Source organism: Shinella sp. H4-D48 (genome assembly GCF_022637395.1).
Classification (GTDB): domain Bacteria; phylum Pseudomonadota; class Alphaproteobacteria; order Rhizobiales; family Rhizobiaceae; genus Shinella; species Shinella sedimenti.
This window is the reverse complement of record NZ_CP093338.1, coordinates 486,395-501,971: the sequence shown is the minus strand read 5'-3', so window position 1 is coordinate 501,971 and position 15,577 is coordinate 486,395. Positions and strand designations below refer to the sequence as shown.

Annotated in this window: 15 protein-coding genes; 8 read left to right on the top strand and 7 right to left on the bottom strand. The window is 59.8% G+C overall.

Translation table 11 applies throughout. The features are described from left to right. Positions 1 to 10: 10 nt before the first annotated feature. The 5 genes from MNR02_RS19350 (at position 11) to MNR02_RS19330 (ending at position 3,537) form a co-directional block, all read left to right on the top strand. Positions 11 to 841, top strand: coding sequence for a transporter substrate-binding domain-containing protein (locus tag MNR02_RS19350; protein ID WP_241949552.1), 831 nt, complete (start codon positions 11 to 13; stop codon positions 839 to 841). A 103-nt stretch (positions 842 to 944) separates the two neighbouring features. Further along, positions 945 to 1,388, top strand: coding sequence for a type II 3-dehydroquinate dehydratase (aroQ, locus tag MNR02_RS19345; RefSeq protein ID WP_241948954.1), 444 nt, complete (start codon positions 945 to 947; stop codon positions 1,386 to 1,388). A gap of 22 nt (positions 1,389 to 1,410) precedes the next feature. Further along, positions 1,411 to 2,079 (top strand): amino acid ABC transporter permease, encoded by a 669-nt coding sequence (locus MNR02_RS19340; protein WP_241948953.1) that lies wholly within the window; start codon positions 1,411 to 1,413, stop codon positions 2,077 to 2,079. 11 nt (positions 2,080 to 2,090) lie between these two features. Then, a complete protein-coding gene (locus MNR02_RS19335; protein WP_241948952.1) occupies positions 2,091 to 2,732 on the top strand; it encodes an amino acid ABC transporter permease in 642 nt (213 codons plus the stop codon). Positions 2,733 to 2,805: 73 nt separating this feature from the next. After that, entirely contained in the window at positions 2,806 to 3,537 is a 732-nt protein-coding gene (locus MNR02_RS19330; RefSeq protein WP_241949551.1) for an amino acid ABC transporter ATP-binding protein, read from the top strand. Positions 3,538 to 3,615: 78 nt separating this feature from the next. On the opposite strand, the gene ggt is transcribed toward MNR02_RS19330, so the two are convergent. The 6 genes from ggt to MNR02_RS19300 all read right to left on the bottom strand — a co-directional run bounded on the left by ggt (position 3,616) and on the right by MNR02_RS19300 (position 10,109). Further along, positions 3,616 to 5,208 carry a gamma-glutamyltransferase gene (gene ggt / locus MNR02_RS19325; protein ID WP_241948951.1) on the bottom strand — a complete coding sequence of 531 codons (1,593 nt, stop codon included), beginning with the start codon at positions 5,206 to 5,208 and terminating at the stop codon, positions 3,616 to 3,618. 236 nt (positions 5,209 to 5,444) lie between these two features. Continuing rightward, positions 5,445 to 6,119, bottom strand: a complete 675-nt coding sequence (locus tag MNR02_RS19320; protein WP_241601561.1) for a GntR family transcriptional regulator — start codon at positions 6,117 to 6,119, stop codon at positions 5,445 to 5,447. A gap of 208 nt (positions 6,120 to 6,327) precedes the next feature. Further along, positions 6,328 to 7,263, bottom strand: a complete 936-nt coding sequence (locus MNR02_RS19315) for a DMT family transporter (protein ID WP_371746760.1) — start codon at positions 7,261 to 7,263, stop codon at positions 6,328 to 6,330. A gap of 22 nt (positions 7,264 to 7,285) precedes the next feature. Then, a complete protein-coding gene (locus MNR02_RS19310; RefSeq protein WP_241948950.1) occupies positions 7,286 to 8,047 on the bottom strand; it encodes an ABC transporter ATP-binding protein in 762 nt (253 codons plus the stop codon). Further along, entirely contained in the window at positions 8,044 to 9,087 is a 1,044-nt protein-coding gene (locus MNR02_RS19305; RefSeq protein WP_241949549.1) for an iron ABC transporter permease, read from the bottom strand. Before MNR02_RS19305 ends, MNR02_RS19310 begins: the two co-directional genes overlap by 4 nt. A gap of 11 nt (positions 9,088 to 9,098) precedes the next feature. Next, positions 9,099 to 10,109 carry an ABC transporter substrate-binding protein gene (locus tag MNR02_RS19300; protein WP_241949548.1) on the bottom strand — a complete coding sequence of 337 codons (1,011 nt, stop codon included), beginning with the start codon at positions 10,107 to 10,109 and terminating at the stop codon, positions 9,099 to 9,101. Between the two features lie 271 nt (positions 10,110 to 10,380). On the opposite strand from MNR02_RS19300, the gene MNR02_RS19295 reads away from it, so the two are divergent. Further along, entirely contained in the window at positions 10,381 to 11,328 is a 948-nt protein-coding gene (locus tag MNR02_RS19295; protein WP_241948949.1) for an MYG1 family protein, read from the top strand. 48 nt (positions 11,329 to 11,376) lie between these two features. Here the strand turns inward: MNR02_RS19295 and MNR02_RS19290 are convergent, their stop codons facing one another. After that, a complete protein-coding gene (locus MNR02_RS19290) occupies positions 11,377 to 12,585 on the bottom strand; it encodes an ROK family protein (RefSeq protein ID WP_241948948.1) in 1,209 nt (402 codons plus the stop codon). A gap of 156 nt (positions 12,586 to 12,741) precedes the next feature. Here MNR02_RS19290 and MNR02_RS19285 point away from each other — a divergent pair, with 156 nt between their 5' ends. Together MNR02_RS19285 and MNR02_RS19280 are read left to right on the top strand one after the other, a co-directional pair. Beyond that, positions 12,742 to 14,289 carry an FGGY-family carbohydrate kinase gene (locus tag MNR02_RS19285; RefSeq protein ID WP_241948947.1) on the top strand — a complete coding sequence of 516 codons (1,548 nt, stop codon included), beginning with the start codon at positions 12,742 to 12,744 and terminating at the stop codon, positions 14,287 to 14,289. 174 nt (positions 14,290 to 14,463) lie between these two features. Further along, the gene (locus tag MNR02_RS19280) at positions 14,464 to 15,465 is read left to right on the top strand and encodes a substrate-binding domain-containing protein (protein WP_241948946.1); all 1,002 of its coding nucleotides are present in this window, start codon (positions 14,464 to 14,466) and stop codon (positions 15,463 to 15,465) included. Positions 15,466 to 15,577: the final 112 nt, after the last annotated feature.

The window sequence follows — 15,577 nt, the reverse complement described above, 5'->3', positions numbered from 1 at the left end:
GGAGTACTTTATGTTTGGATTCAAATTGAATCGGCGTCACGCCCTGATGGGCGCCGCGGCAATTGTCGCCGCAGTATCGTTTTCGCAGCCGGCAGCAGCGATCACGCCTGAGGAAATCAAGGCGAAGGGCAAGTTGGTCGTCGGCATTCAGGGCGATAACCCGCCATGGGGTTTCGTCACCAGCGCCGGCAAGCAAGATGGTTTCGATGCCGATATGGGCGCCCTGTTCGCCAAGGAACTCGGTGTCGAGGTAGAGTTCGTTCCGCTGGAAGTGAACAATCGCATTCCCGCGCTGACCTCAGGGCGTGTCGACATTTTGTTCGCAACGATGGCCATGTTGCCGGATCGCGCCAAAGCCGTGCAGTTCAGCCAGCCATACAATGCCAACGCCATCGTTTTGATTGGCCCGAAGGACAAATCCATCAAGACGAACGAGGATATGGCCGGTTTGACCATCAGCGTCGCCAAGGGTGCAGCCCAGGATACCCAGGTCACGAAGAATGCACCGTCCACCGCAACCATCCGCCGTTATGACGGTGACGCAGCGAGTGTTCAGGCGCTGGTTTCCGGCCAGACCGACGCGCTCGGCGGCAACATCTTCTATCTTGATCGTGTCGAAAAGGCTGTCCCTGGCAAATTCGAGAACAAGCTCGAGTTCCAGAAGCTCTACAATGGCGCGTGCACGCGTCTCGGCGAGAAAGAGCTTAACGTCGCGGTGAACGCATTCATCGACAAGATCAAGGCCGATGGCGAACTGAAGACGATCTATGACAAGTGGATGAAGGTTCCCGTGCCGGAGTTCCCAACCAGTCTGGAAGGCATTCCGTTCACTGCGAACTGAGCTACGGCTCTTCGTAAAGCCTGTATTTTTGAGGCGGCACCAGACAGCGGTGCAGGCGTCGGCGTGCGTTTACACGTGCGCCGATGCTGCCTGGAGTTTTTCCATGAGCAAGACGATCTTTGTCCTTAACGGCCCCAATCTCAACCTTCTTGGTGAGCGGGAGCCTTCCATTTATGGCACCACGACACTGTGTGACATCAGGGACCGATGCGAAGCGAAAGCCGTGTCCCTTGGTTTCACAGTCGATTTCCGCCAGACGAATTTCGAGGGGGAGCTGGTCGAATCCGTCCACCAGGCGCGGAAGGATGCGTGCGGCATCATCATCAATCCGGCGGCATATACCTTCACATCCATAGCCCTTCTGGACGCCTTGAAAACCTTCGATGGCCCGAAGATCGAACTGCATATATCCAACGTGCATGCGCGCGAGAGCATCTATCACAATTCCCTGATTTCCCGGACCGCGACCGGGGTCATGATTGGTTTTGGGGCAGCTGGTTACGAACTGGCTATCGAGGCGATGGCGGGCCTGGCAAGGCCGTCCTGAAGAGTGTGCCGCAGGAGATGTCATGAATTACACCCTTGATTTCACTCCGGTCATCGACGGTCTTCCCAACCTTCTCTGGGCTTGTCTGGGAACATTCACGCTGGCTATCTCCGGCATGCTTCTGGCGATCGTCATCGGCATCGGGGGCGTCATTCTGCGCCAGTCAAGAGTCAAGCTATTGCGTTGGCTTGTGATTGGCTTTGTCGAGCTGATACGCAACACGCCGTTTCTGGTGCAGATCTTCTTCATCTACTTCGCGCTGCCGCTGGCGGGTATCCGGCTCGATCCGACGCCGACTGCTATCATCGCGCTCGGCATCAACGGCGGGGCCTACGCCATCGAGATCATCCGGGGTGGGGTGCAATCGATCTCGAAAGGCCAGACGGAGGCGGGGCTGGCGCTCGGGCTGCACAAAGCCCAGGTCTTTCGCTTGATCATCCTCAAGCCGGCGCTGAGGACGATCTATCCATCGCTCACGAGCCAGTTCATCCTGCTGACGCTGACGACGAGCATCGCATCTGCCATATCGGCTTATGAACTGACGTCGGTGTCGCAGCGGATAGAATCTGACAGCTTCCGCAGCTTCGAGGTCTATTTCACCGTGACCGTGTTCTACCTCGTCATTTCGTGGGTGATGATGCGCATCTTCGCATTCTTCTCCGCCCGCTACTTCAGCTACCCGCTCAGATAGGAGGAGATCCAATGGGACGTGAGGAGTTTCTTTTCCTGCTGACAGGGCTCAAATGGACGGTCGCGCTGTCCGCGGTCGCCTTCGTGTGCGGCTGTGTTGCCGGGCTGATGGTGGCCTTGCTGCGCACGTCCGGCGTCGCCATCATCGAGCGTCTGACGGCTGGCTATATCGCGGTTTTCCAGGGCACGCCGCTCCTGATGCAGCTTTTCGTGGTGTATTACGGCCTTGCCCTGATTGGTATCCAGATGGATGCGTGGGCCGCGGTCTCGGTCGGCCTGACGCTTCATGCCAGCGCCTTTCTTGGAGAAATCTGGCGCGGATCGATTGAAGCAGTCCCCCGCGGCCAGACGGAGGCGGCAAAGGCGCTGAGCCTCGGTTACGTATCGCGCATGAAGGACGTCGTGCTTCCCCAGGCGATCCGCATCTCGCTGCCGGCGACGGTCGGCTTCCTGGTGCAGCTCATCAAGGGTACATCGCTCGCCTCGATCGTCGGTTTCACCGAGCTTACCCGCGCAGGCAACATCATCTCAAACCAGATATTCCAGCCACTGACCGTCTTTGGCATCGTTGGAGCGCTGTACTTCCTGATGTGCTGCCCGCTCACCATTTATGGCGCCCATCTAGAGCGCAAGTTCCTGACTGCCAGCCGCTAGGCAGTGCGTGGCGAGAACACCCGGAGTTTCATTGATGAGCCAGGTCCGAACCAGCGACAATTCGATCGAGCCGATGATCAGCCTATCCGGCGTGGGCAAATGGTATGGCGCTTTTCAGGCTCTCGATAGCATCAACATGTCTGTCGCGAAGGGGGAAAAGATCGTGCTGTGCGGCCCTTCGGGAAGCGGCAAATCCACGCTCATCCGTTGCATCAATCATCTGGAAGCCTATCAGAAAGGCGATATCCATGTCGGCGGTATTAGGCTTGGGCACGGATCGAAGGTGATCGATGCCGTTCGCCGGGAAGTCGGCATGGTCTTCCAGCAGTTCAATCTCTTTCCGCATCTAACCGTGCTGCAGAACTGCATGCTGGCCCCGATGCGGACGCTTGGTCTTAACAAGCCGCAAGCGGAGGGTCGAGCCCGCACATTGCTGGAACGGGTCAAGATTTCCGAGCAGGCAGAGAAATATCCTGCCCAACTTTCCGGGGGGCAGCAGCAGCGCGTTGCCATTGCGCGCGCCCTTTGCATGCGGCCGAAGGCGATGCTGTTCGACGAGCCGACATCCGCGCTCGATCCGGAGATGGTCAAGGAAGTGCTCGATACGATGATTGCACTGGCCGAAGAGGGGATGACGATGATCTGCGTGACCCATGAAATGGGTTTTGCTCGCCAGGTTGCCGATCGCATCGTCTTCATGGCCAGCGGCGTGATCGTCGAGGAGGCCCCTCCCGCCGAGTTCTTCTCCAATCCGAAACATGAACGCACCCGAAAATTCCTAGGGGAGGTTCTCGGGCGGCATTGATGCGATCGGGCTCGTGCACCGGGGCACCGGGGCACCGGGGCATCGGGGCGCCGAGGCCAACAGGCAAGGAACCTGCCCCTAGATCCCAAGTGCGATGCCATCCTTGCGCGATTCCGACCCGCCGATCAGCGTACCGTTTTCCCAGTCGATGCGGATCGCCTGCGCCCCGCCGATCGGCCCTTCGGCAGCAACGAGCGAGAAACCGCGGCGTTCGAGCTCGCTTGCGGTGGTGGCCGGCAGCGTATGTTCGGCTTCGACGAGCGTGCCTTCGGATTTAGGGATGAGGCGTGGCAAATCGATCGCCTCCTGAAGGTCCATGCCGTAATCGAAGACCTTGGAGATAAGGTGAGCGTGGCCCATTGCCTGATAATAGCCGCCCATCACGCCGAAGGGCATTTCCACGCGGCCGTTTCGCGTGACCATGCCGGGAATGATGGTGTGCAGCGGCCTCTTGCCCGGTGCCACGACATTGGGATGGTCCGGCTTCAAGGAGAAGCTCTGACCGCGATTGTGCAGCACAACGCCAGACCGTGGTGCGACAAGACCGGTACCGAAGCTGTCGAAGACCGAGTTGATGAAACTGACGGCATTGCGCTCGCGGTCCACCACGGAAATATAGACCGTGTCACGGTGCAGCGGCATGTCGAAGGCCGGAAGGTCCGTCAGCGCGCGCTTCAGGTCGATCATGCCCGCCAGCCGGTCGGCGAGAGCGCCTGACAGCAATTCCTCGACGGGTACCTGCGCCTTGTCCGGGTCTGCGATCCAGGCGTCGCGTGCGGCATAGGCGAGCCGTGTCGCCTCTATTTCCAGATGCAGCCTGTCAGGCGACTGCGGATCGCCCTTGGCATCGAAACGACCGAGGATGTTGAGGATCAGCAGGGCGATGATGCCCTGTCCGTTCGGTGGGCATTCGTGGATGGTATGGCCCCGAAAATCCGTTGTGACGGGTGTTACGTAATCGCCCCGCGCATCCGCGAAATCCTCAAGGGTGTGCAGGCCGCCAAGCGCGCGCAGATAGGACACCATGTCATCCGCCACTGCCCCCGTATAGAACCCGTCGCGCCCTTCGGCCGCGATGCGCCTTAGCGTGGCTGCGAGCTCCGGCTGATGGTGTACCTCGCCGATCCTGGGCGCGCGCCCCTTTGGCAGGAAGATGCGCGCAGCGGCCGGGTCCGAGGCCAGCAGCGTCTCTTCCAGCATCCAGTCATGATGGACGCGCGGGCTGACCGCATAGCCTTCCTCAGCGAAACGAATGGCCGGTGCCAGCACGTCGGCGAAAGGCATTCGGCCGTGATCGGCATGCAGCCGCGTCCACGCATCAATGGCGCCCGGAATGGTCACGGCGGAGGGTGATTGCCGCGGTACTTCGGCAAGCCCGCGCTCGGTGAACCAGTCGAGCGTCAGCGCTGCCGGCGTGCGGCCGGATCCATTGTAGGCGACAACTTTGTCGGACCCGGCGGGTGCATACAGCACGAAGCAATCACCGCCGATGCCCGTCGAGCCCGGTTCGACGACGCATTGCATGGCCGAAGCAGCAATAGCCGCATCCATCGCGTTGCCGCCAGCCTCCAGGATTTGCAATGCGACCAATGTTGCGGAGGGATGCGAAGTTGCCGCCATTGCGTGGCGGGCAACGGCAACGGAGCGGGTCGGCTTTTCGAAGTTGCGCATTCTTGTCGTCCCCTTGTTCGACGAATTTTGTTGGGCCGGTCGGCCACGCGGGTGTGGGCTTCAACGTGCTCTGTGCAAGCGATTCCGCAACGAACATTGTGTCGTGAAGGCAGCCGTCAGCACGGCCATGCGACGGATCGACATGACTTTTCCTCTTCGCTTAAGCCGTTATAGACGGCGGTTCCCTGTCCCTGCCGGATGGTTTCCCCGGTTTGGATACTTTAGCCGAACGACGCTTAACGCCGCCCGGGACTTGCGAATTCGGCAAGCAAGGGTGCGGTGCCGAGAATGTGTTCCTGCATGATCTGATCTGCTTGAAGTGCGTTGCCCTGCGCCAGGGCGCGGATCAAACGCTCATGTTCTTCGCGGGCGGACAGCGGCTTGTCGGCGTAGTCGAACCAGATGCGCATATAGGGCTCGATCACGACATGCAGTGCGTTGATCTTTCGGATAAGCTTCGGTCGGCCGCTCAGCTTGTAGATCAGCGCGTGGAACTCCTGATGCCGCACGACCCAATCGCTGCTGCCGGCCTGTCCGGCACGTTCCATACGGTCGAGCAGCTGCTCAAGTTCGAGAAATGTATCGGGGTCCATTTTCGGCGCCGCCAATCGCACCGCCAGCCCTTCGAGAACCGATCTGATCTCGAATATCTCATAAATCTCGTCCAATGTGAGACCCGCGACGATGCATCCGCGGTTCGGGCGTAGCGTCACGAGCCCCTCCGCGGCCAGACGTCGGAAGGCTTCGCGCACGGGCATACGGCTCATGCCTATTTCGGCCGCAATCTCCTCCGGTTTCAGCCGATCGCCTGGCTTGTAGCGGCAAAGCCGCAAGCCTTTCTGAAGGTAGAGATAAGCTTCCTCTTCGGCAGTCGTGGGGGGCTGGTCGAACGAGGCGGTGATTGAGGTCATGGAGGTATTCTGGATTTTTGTATCCACTTATCCAATCATAACGGTGGCGTCTCGTCAAGGTTCATCGCTAAGGTTCGGCGATCGGGAAGATACGCATCCGCCGCCAAGAATCAGCTAGGGCCGAATCTCACCCGGTGTTTATGCATTTCCAATACGACCACTGCGGAAACTGGCAATTCCTGCAACACTGACCACTCTCCGGACAGTGCTATCGCTTTTTCCAGTGACGGCGTCCTTCAAACGCAGCCATCGCCGCTCCGGCCAGAACGAGCGGAAGCGCTGTCAGGAATGCCAGGGACAAGGGTGTGTCGAACAGGAGCGTGTCGGCGATGACCGGCCAGATGATTGCAAGGTATTCGAACGGCGCAAGCAGGGAAGCCTCGGCGTGCCTGAAAGCCAGCGTCATGGCAATATGTGCAAAGCCTCCGAGAAGTCCGGCTAGAATGAGCATCATCAGTCCGTAGCTATCCGGCATGACCCATCCGAATGGGATGGTTGCGATACCACCCAGCATTGAGGCAATCACAAAGTAGAAGGCGATAGCGCCGGGATTTTCAGTCCGGCTCAGGCTCCGGACCATGATAAGCGCACATGCAGTCAGAATGCCCATCAGCAGGCCGAAGACATATCCCCACAGACGATCGCCGTCGAGGTCCCTGTGACCAATTTCCGGCCATACGAGAACCACAACCCCAGTAAGCCCCAGCAGGACACCGCCGACGCGCCAGATCGTTACGCGTTCGGAGAGAAGGAGAACGCCGGCTATGCTCGTAAAGGTGGGAGACAGGTAGCTGAGCAAAGTTGCTTCGGCCAATGGCAGCCGGGCAATCGATGCAAAGGACGCGAACATCGCCGCGGCGCCAAGGCTGGAGCGCAGGAGATGCCAGAGCGGTCGCCTGGTTGCCAGGCCATGCGGGAACTCTTTCCGTAGCCAAAGGAAGACAACGAGCGGGATCAACGCGAATGCCGAGCGGAAGAAGACGATCTCGCCAACGGGTATCTCAGCCGACATGGCCTTTATGCAGATCGACATGCCGGCAAACAGGAAGCCGGAAAGGATGCGCAGCGCAATTCCTACGGACGGCTTCTCGGATGCTTTGTTCACTCTCGATCCTTCACAACATATCGACGGCCGTGTGACCACCGCCCCTGGGGCGGGTCGCCGGTCAACGCACGAAATGGATGTGCGGTTTGGCATGATAGGGGGAGGGGGAAACGTGCGCCTCCACGGAGAAGACGTCCCTGAGCAGCGCGCTGGTCAGCACATCTTCTGGCGCCCCGGAAGCGACGATTTTTCCCGCCTGCATGACAAGCAGCCGGTCGCAAAACATCGCCGCATGATTCAGGTCATGCAGCGCAATGATGCTGGTGACGGCAAGCTCCGAGACGAGCCGCAGAAGGCTGATCTGATGATGAACGTCGAGATGGTTGGTCGGTTCATCGAGGATGAGTTCTTTCGGCGACTGGGCAAGCGCGCGGGCGAGGTGGGCGCGCTGCTTCTCCCCACCCGACAAGCTCTGCCAGGTGTCATTGCGTTTTGCGGTGAGTTCCGTTCGATCGAGCGCGTTGTTGACGGCCGCGTCGTCATCGCTGGTCCAGCCCGAAAACATCGATCGATGTGGGAAACGACCAAGCTTGACGACATCCACAACCTTGAGATTTGCGTTGGTCGTGGCGTGCTGCTCGATGAAGGCCACGCGCTGCGCAATGGATCGTCGCCGGATCCTGTCCATGCTTTGCCCATCAAGCGTGACTTGTCCTGAAAAAGGCCGCTTCAGACCTGCCAGCAGCCGGAGCAGGGAGGTCTTGCCCGAGCCATTCGGCCCGAGTAATCCCAGCATTTCTCCCGGCTTGGCAATGAGCGAGACATCGTTGACGATCGTCTTCGAACCGACCTTCCAGACCAGATTTTCCGCCCTGATACTCATGATGCCCGCTGGAGCTTGTAGAGAATGATGGAGAAGAAGGGCACGCCCACCAGTGCGGTCACGACGCCAATCGGCAATACCTGCTGCGGGATAAGCGTGCGCGAGGCGATATCAGCCAGAACCATGAACACCGCACCCGTTACTGCGCAGGCGGGGAGAAGCCTGGAATGAAGTGGCCCCACCACGAAGCGGGCGGCATGCGGAACCACAAGCCCGACGAAGCCGATCGTGCCGACCATGCTGACGATAGTCGCGGTAATGACCGCCGTCAGCGCAAAAAGGATGATGCGCATTCGACCGACGTCGATCCCGAGGGAGGAGGCCGCCTCATCGCCGAAGGCGAAAGCGTCAAGCACACGAGAATAGAAGAGGCACACGATCAATCCCAAGCCGACGACGACGGAAACCAGCGCGAATTCCGGCCAGCGAACGCCGCCAAAGCTGCCGAGCAGCCAGAACATCACGTCGCGCGCCTGCTGCGCATTGCCGGAGGTGGTGACGATATATGACGTTGCCGCATTGAAGAGCTGCGAGGTCGCAACACCGGCCAGGATCGTTCTGTCTGCTCCGCCGCGCGCGCCGTTGGACAGCAGCGCCACGAACAGAAATGCGGCGAATGCCCCGGCGAAAGCCCCTGCCGAGAGCGAAAGGGTACCCGCACCAATGCCCAGAATGACGACCGCGACGGCACCGGTGGAGGCACCGGCGGAAATGCCCAGCACGTAAGGTTCTGCCAAGGGATTTCGCAGCAGCGCCTGCATGATCGCGCCGCATAGCGCCAGGCCCGCGCCGCAGAACACCGCGACCAGCGCACGGCTAAGCCGGTACTCCCAGATCACCGTTTCATGGATCGGATTGAGCTGGACCATCGTCCAGCCCAGTCTGTTCGTGATGGCCGAGTAGGTGGTCGACAAGGGGATCGGCATGTCACCAATCCCCACGCTGATGCCGACGACCAGCGCTATGGCAGCCAGCGAGCCCAAGGCAAGCGCCACGACCGCCCAGAGGTGTTGCGATTGTCTCCCAGACGAACTGCGGATGGTTTCGGTGGTCACTTCAGGCCTAGCGTTTTCAACTGCTCGGCGATTTGCTCGGCGCCGTAGATCGTGCGCACGGTCGGATTCATGGCCTGACCGTCCATGATCACGATCGCCTTGTTCTTGACTGCCGGCATCTGGCTCGTGCCAGGATCGGTCGTCAGGAACTTGATCTTGGCCTCCGATTTATCCAGGTCCCAGCGGTTGCGATCGACCTGCGCGACGACGATGACATCAGGATTGCTGGCGATGATGCTTTCCCAACCAAGAGCCGGAGACTCGGCCTCTGACGTTATGGCGTTCGTTCCGCCCAGCACATCGGCAATATAACCGGACGCACTGTTCTTGCCGCCAAGATAGGCATCCGCCGACGGCGAGGGGCTGGAGAACCAGAAGACGTAGGACAGCTTCTTTCCGTCCTTCGGTGCGTCGGCGCGCAGCGCAGCCTCACGCTTCTTCAGATCTGCAATGAGCGCGTCTCCCCGATCGCGTACGTCAAAAATCTGGGCGATCTCATCGATCTCCTGGTAGAGTGTATCCGGATTCCAGAGCTGCGACCGGTCGCCATAACCGAACTTGTCCTTGGCTCCCCCTTCAGCGACGCAGGTGCTCGGCGAGATATAGCTTGGCACGCCAACCTTCTCGAAGTCCTCACGCTTGGCGACCTTGCTCGACGGGCCGATCAGGCTGGGCAAGGCGGCAGCGACAAAATCCGGGGTCTGCGCCAGAATGGCTTCGAAGGTCGGAAACTCGACGGTCAACACTTTGACTTTCGCATTGGCTTCGGCGAGTTGCGGAAGCACCTTGTTCGGCCAGAAAGCCGTACCCACCATCCTGTCCTCGAGGCCGAGCAGCAGCATGATCTCTGCACTGTTCTGGCCAAGTCCGACGGCGCGTTCCGGGGCCTTGTCGAACGTCACCCTTGCGCCGCAATTGTCTATCGTGAGCGGATAGGCGGTTGACGCCGCAAGAGTCGGTGTCGCGAGCATGCCGATAGTCGCGCAAATTCCTGCAACTGCAAACATCCTGTTCATCGTCTCACTCATCCTTTTCATGGTCTCGACCAAATATGTGCCTCCTGTAATCGCCAGCGCCGAGGAAAACAAGATTACTTTCCTCATCTTTCTTTTGCGCGCTCCGGATCATTCGAGCGGCCGAGATCCGCCAACGGAGTGTTCCCGCGTATGCTGGCTGCCCATCGTGAGGATTACATTGCGCCGCCCTCTTGAAAGCTCGTTGTCCAATCCGTATCCCACACTGGATTTGCAACACTCAAGATCGACAGGCTGACCAAGCATGGCCCCAGACTTCCTCGTGACTCATTCCGGCGGCTTTCATGCTGACGAACTGTTATCGAGCGTCATCCTGACCCGGCTGTTTCCGCGCGCCAACGTCATCCGAAGCCGTGCGCCGGAGTGGATCACCCCGGGTTCCGACAGGATCATCTATGACGTGGGTGGAGCATACGATCCGGATGCCGGGATTTTCGATCATCACCAGCGAGGTGCCCCGCTTCGCGACGACGGCCAGCCCTTCAGTTCTTTCGGGTTGATTTGGCGCCGGTTTGGACGCGATTATCTAAATGCCTTGAGTATTCCCGCTCTGGACATCGACCCTCTTCACGATGGGTTCGATCGTGATTTCGTGCTGCCTGTCGACCTGATGGACAATGGTGCTCTTAGTCCGTCGTCGGCTGGGGTTCTTTCCAAGCTTACGCTGCCTGTCCTCCTGGAGACACTGAAACCGGTTTTCGACGATAGCGGGCTAGGGGCCGATGATCGTGCCTTTCATGAAGCACTATCCATAGCGCGCAGTTTCGTAGAAGCGGCCATTCGCCAAAGTGCCGCAAAGCTTCGAGCGCACGCAATCGTCCTTCAGGCAATTGCTGCGGCCGGCGATAACCGGATATTGGAGCTTCCGATGGGAATGCCCTTCCGCCCGGCGATCGTGAAGGCGGGTGCGGATCATCTGTTGTTCGTCGTTCATCCGCGAGAGACCGACTGGTGCATTACCGGCATCCGGCGATCAAGCGATGGGTTCGAGCTGCGGGCCGATCTTCCGGCGACTTGGGCAGGGTTGACGGGCACTGACCTTGCAAAGGCGACTGGAGTCGCTGATGCAACATTCTGTCACAACGGGCGGTTTATTGCGGCGGCAAGGACGCGGGAGGCAGCGCTCGAATTGGCGCGGATAGCGGTTGCACAGGCGCTCGCGCATGATGAAACACGCCAACTCCCAGCATAGTCGTTCAACGTTTTACACGGCTCGGAAGGTTGTCGAAACCACCGATGTTCAATCGGCGCGATTGCAATATCGCTCAAGCAATTGATCGATCTTCGCGGCGCCAAACAGGTCGTCCAATATGAGATATGCTGCTCCGAACATCGCGCTGTCCTCTTGCGCGGTCGACAGCACAATCGAGAGATTGCGTGTCGCGAGCGGAAGACAGCGCTGATAGACGAGCTCGCGAATGCCCGAAAGCAGCAAGTCTCCACCCCGTGCCAGGGTGCCGCCGATAACGATCAGGCTCGGATTGAGGATGCTGACGACATCGGAAACGACCTCGCCGATGGTTCGTCCTGCCGCCCGTAGCAGCATCAGGGCCTCGGGTTTGCGCTGATCGACGAGGTCGATGACGTCGCGCGCCGTTTCCGCGCGAAAGCCGCGCGCGGACAGGTCGCGCGCAATTGCCCAGCCGGCAGCGCGCGCCTCGATGCATCCGAATTTTCCGCACCGGCAGAGTGGCGCATCGTCCGACAGGAACTGGATGTGGCCGATATCACCCGCAGCGCCCTGCGCGCCGCGAAAAAGCCGCCCACCGGCGATCATGCCACTTCCGATGCCTGTCCCGATTTTGACGAAGACCATGTCGTCTATGGCCGGAAAACGGCGCTTGTGCTCGCAGATCGTCATCAGGTTCACGTCGTTCTCGACATAGACCGGCACCGCGAAACGGTTCTTCAGCCAACCTATGATGTCGAATTCATCCCAACCGGGCAGGACGGATGGGCCGACGACGCAGCCGCGCTTGAAGTCGACCGGGGCCGGCAGGCTTAACCCGATCCCGACGAACAGTCGGTTCGTCTTCCGTGCTTCCACTGCCAGGGCGGCAATCGCATCGCTGATTTGTGTAAGCGTGTCGTCCGGACCGCTGGTGATCGAGAAGGGCAGCGTCGTCTCGGCCAGAACGGCCGGCTGCAAATCCATGGCTGCAAGATGGATATGCGTTTCGCCAATGTTGGCGACAATCACGAACCCGCTGGCCGCGTTGATCGCCAGCAGCCGCGTTGGGCGTCCGCCACTTGGAAGGGTGTCCTGCGTCTCACACACGAGCCCGCTTGCCAGAAGCCCGTTCAGCCGTTGTGTGACCGTGGCGCGTGAAAGGCCCGACGCGTCCAGAAGCTCGGCGCGAGAGGTCGCCGTGCCCGACGCTATCAGGGAAAGCAGGCTTCCCGCGCCATCGATCATCGTCCTGTCGAAATCAGGGTTCGGTTTTTTCATGCAAAGCTCCCGTCGTTGCCGCTCTAGCGGGAAAGGTCGGCGAAATAAAGCGACGCGTTTCAATGTTCTGGCCAATTATGTATAATAAAATACATAAGATTGCTATTTATGTATCTTTTTGTATGTATCGCATGATTGCGGGTGGAGAGATCGTTCGTGCGTAAATATCTGATCGGGTTGGACTACGGCTCCGAATCTGCACGGGGCGTGCTGGTCGATGCCGAAACGGGGCAAGAGATGGCCCACCATGTCCATCCCTATCGCCACGGGATCATGACGGATGTCCTGCTTGACGGAAGTCGCATCCCCTCCGGTTTCTCGCTGCAGAACGCCGATGATTATACGGAGGCTGCGGTCGACATCCTCTCGCAGTTGGGGCGCGGACGAACGATTGCCGGCATCGGGCTCGGTTTTACAGCCAGTTCGCCGCTTCCGGCCCGTGCCGACGGCGTGCCGCTTTCGCGACTATACCCTGGCGATCCGCACGCCTATGTAAAACTCTGGAAGCACAACGCGCAGGCCTATGCGGACAGCATAAACGCCCGCCCTGGACCATTTCTCGACAACTTCGGTGGCCGCGTTTCCGGCGAATGGCTGCTGGCGAAGGCCGCGCAGATTGCGGCCGAAGCGCCGGATGTGTGGACGGCGACGGATCGGTACATCGAGAGCGGCGATTGGCTTGTCTGGCAATTGACCGGACACGAGGCGCGGGGCCTGGGCTTCGCCGCCTTCAAGGCACAATTTTCCGCCGCTGCCGGTTATCCGAAGGATATCGTGGATGATCTTCAGGAGCGGCTTTCAATCCCCCTGCCGGTCGGGTCAGCCGCGGGGGCGCTGTCGGCGGGCTGGCGTGACGTAACGGGCATTCAGGGAGCAGCGGTCGTCGCGGTGGCAGTTATCGATTCGCACGTTTTGTTGCCTGCCATCGGCGCTGTTTCGCCGCGCTGTTTTGTCGGTGCGCTGGGAACGTCTGCTGCCTACCTCTATCTCGGGAATGAGTATCGTCCATTGCCGCCCGGCATCGAAGGCGTTGCCTTCGATGGATCCGTGCGGCAGCTCTGGTGTTACGAGGCGGGCCAGCCGAGTTTCGGCGATACGCTTGCATGGTTCGTGCGTACGTTTCCGCGCGGCGCGGATATGCCGGCAAGCTTCCTTGCCTACAACGAAGAGGCTGCCGGGCTCGAACCTGCAGCCGGCCGTCTTGTCGCGATCGACTGGCTGGGCGGGAACCGCGTGCCGTTCGCCGACGGTAATCTCTCGGGTCTGCTTGCCGGCCTGACCCGCCAGACGACAGCGGGCGAAATCTATCTTGCCCTCATGGAGGGTCTCTGTTTTGGCGCGCGAACGATCTTCGACCTTTTTCCTGCAGGAGGGTTGCCGGTGGACCGCGTGTTGATGGCAAGCGGCCTTGCGCGCGCAAATCCGTTGCTGGTGCAGATGATGGCTGACATTCTCGATTGTGTCGTAGAAGTGCCCGATATTGAAAACGCTACCGCCGTGGGCGCTGCAATCCATGGTGCCGTCGCCAGTGGTGTGGTCGAGACCTATGCTGAAGGTGCCGCACGCCTCGGTGCGCAACGGTTCACGCGCATCGAGCCGAGGGCCAAGAGCGCTTGCCGCTACCGATCCGTATATGAAGTTTACCGCGGGCTTACTTCAGGCGGCGCTGTTCACTCGGCTATGCATGCGCTTCGCAATCTCTGAAAGAAGCAGTGTCTTTGCGTTGTTCCTATTTTGGATAAAAACATACAAAAGAGACGCTATTAGTATTTGACTTTATCCAAAAGAAGTGCGCAAATTCCCTTGGCCTTTGAGGAGAGGCTGCGCCGACCGCGAGAGCCAAAGGCTCGGCGGCGTCATCAAATTTGGGAGGATTTCATGTCGCTTCATCGCATTCGCACATCCGTGCGTTCCACGGCTTTCGGCGCGCTCGGCCTCGCGCTAGGCGTGACTTTTTTTGCTGGTTCGGCTTCGGCTGAAGAGGTCATCGTCGGCCTCGTCACGAAAACCGAGGTCAATCCGTTCTTCGTCAAGATGCGCCAGGCGGCCGACGCCCGCGCCAAGGAAAAGGGCGTGAAGCTGATAGCGCGCGCCGGCAAGTTCGACGGCGACAATGAAGGCCAGGTCGCCGCCATCGAGGATCTTATCAGCGCGGGTGCAAAAGGTATTCTGGTCACCCCGAACAATTCGTCAGGCATGCTCGACGTCATCAAGAAGGCACGCGAGGCCGGCGTGCTTGTAATCGCGCTCGACACGGCAACGGATCCGGCGGATGCTGTCGACGCGACCTTCGCCACCGACAATTTCGAGGCCGGTGTGCAGCAGGGGACTTATGCCCGCAAGGCGCTCGGCGACAAGACGGCCGTCGTCGCCATGCTTGACGGCACGCCGGGTGGTACCGTCGACACTTTCCGTCACGATGGCTACCTGAAGGGTTTCGGCATCGCCGAAGGCGATCCGTCGATTGCCGGTGCGGCCATTACAAATGGTGCACAGGACAAGGGCCAGGTTGGCATGGAGAACCTGCTCTCCAAGAACGGCGACATCAACGCCGTCTATACGATCAACGAACCCGCGGCCGCCGGCGCCTATGCAGCCCTTAAGTCGTTTGGCAAGGAAGGCGAGGTCATGCTGACCTCGATCGACGGTGGGTGTGCCGGTGTTCGCGACGTCAAGGACGGCAAGATCGCCGCAACCGTCATGCAATTCCCCTACAAGATGGCCGCTATGGGTGTCGACGCCGTAGTGGAATACGCAGCCACGGGAAAAAAGCCGAGCGGCTTCGTCAATACCGGTTCTTTCCTGATTACGGACAAGCCGGTCGAAGGCCTGGAATCGAAGGATACCGCCTGGGGACTTGAAAACTGCTGGGGTGATTAAACGCTTTCTCCCGGTGGGGCCACGTGACGTTCGTGCCGAGCGTGGCCCCGTTTCGGGGCAATTTGCGTCCGTGAGCACAGAGCCGGCTGCTGGCAGCCTGCCTATGCCGAAG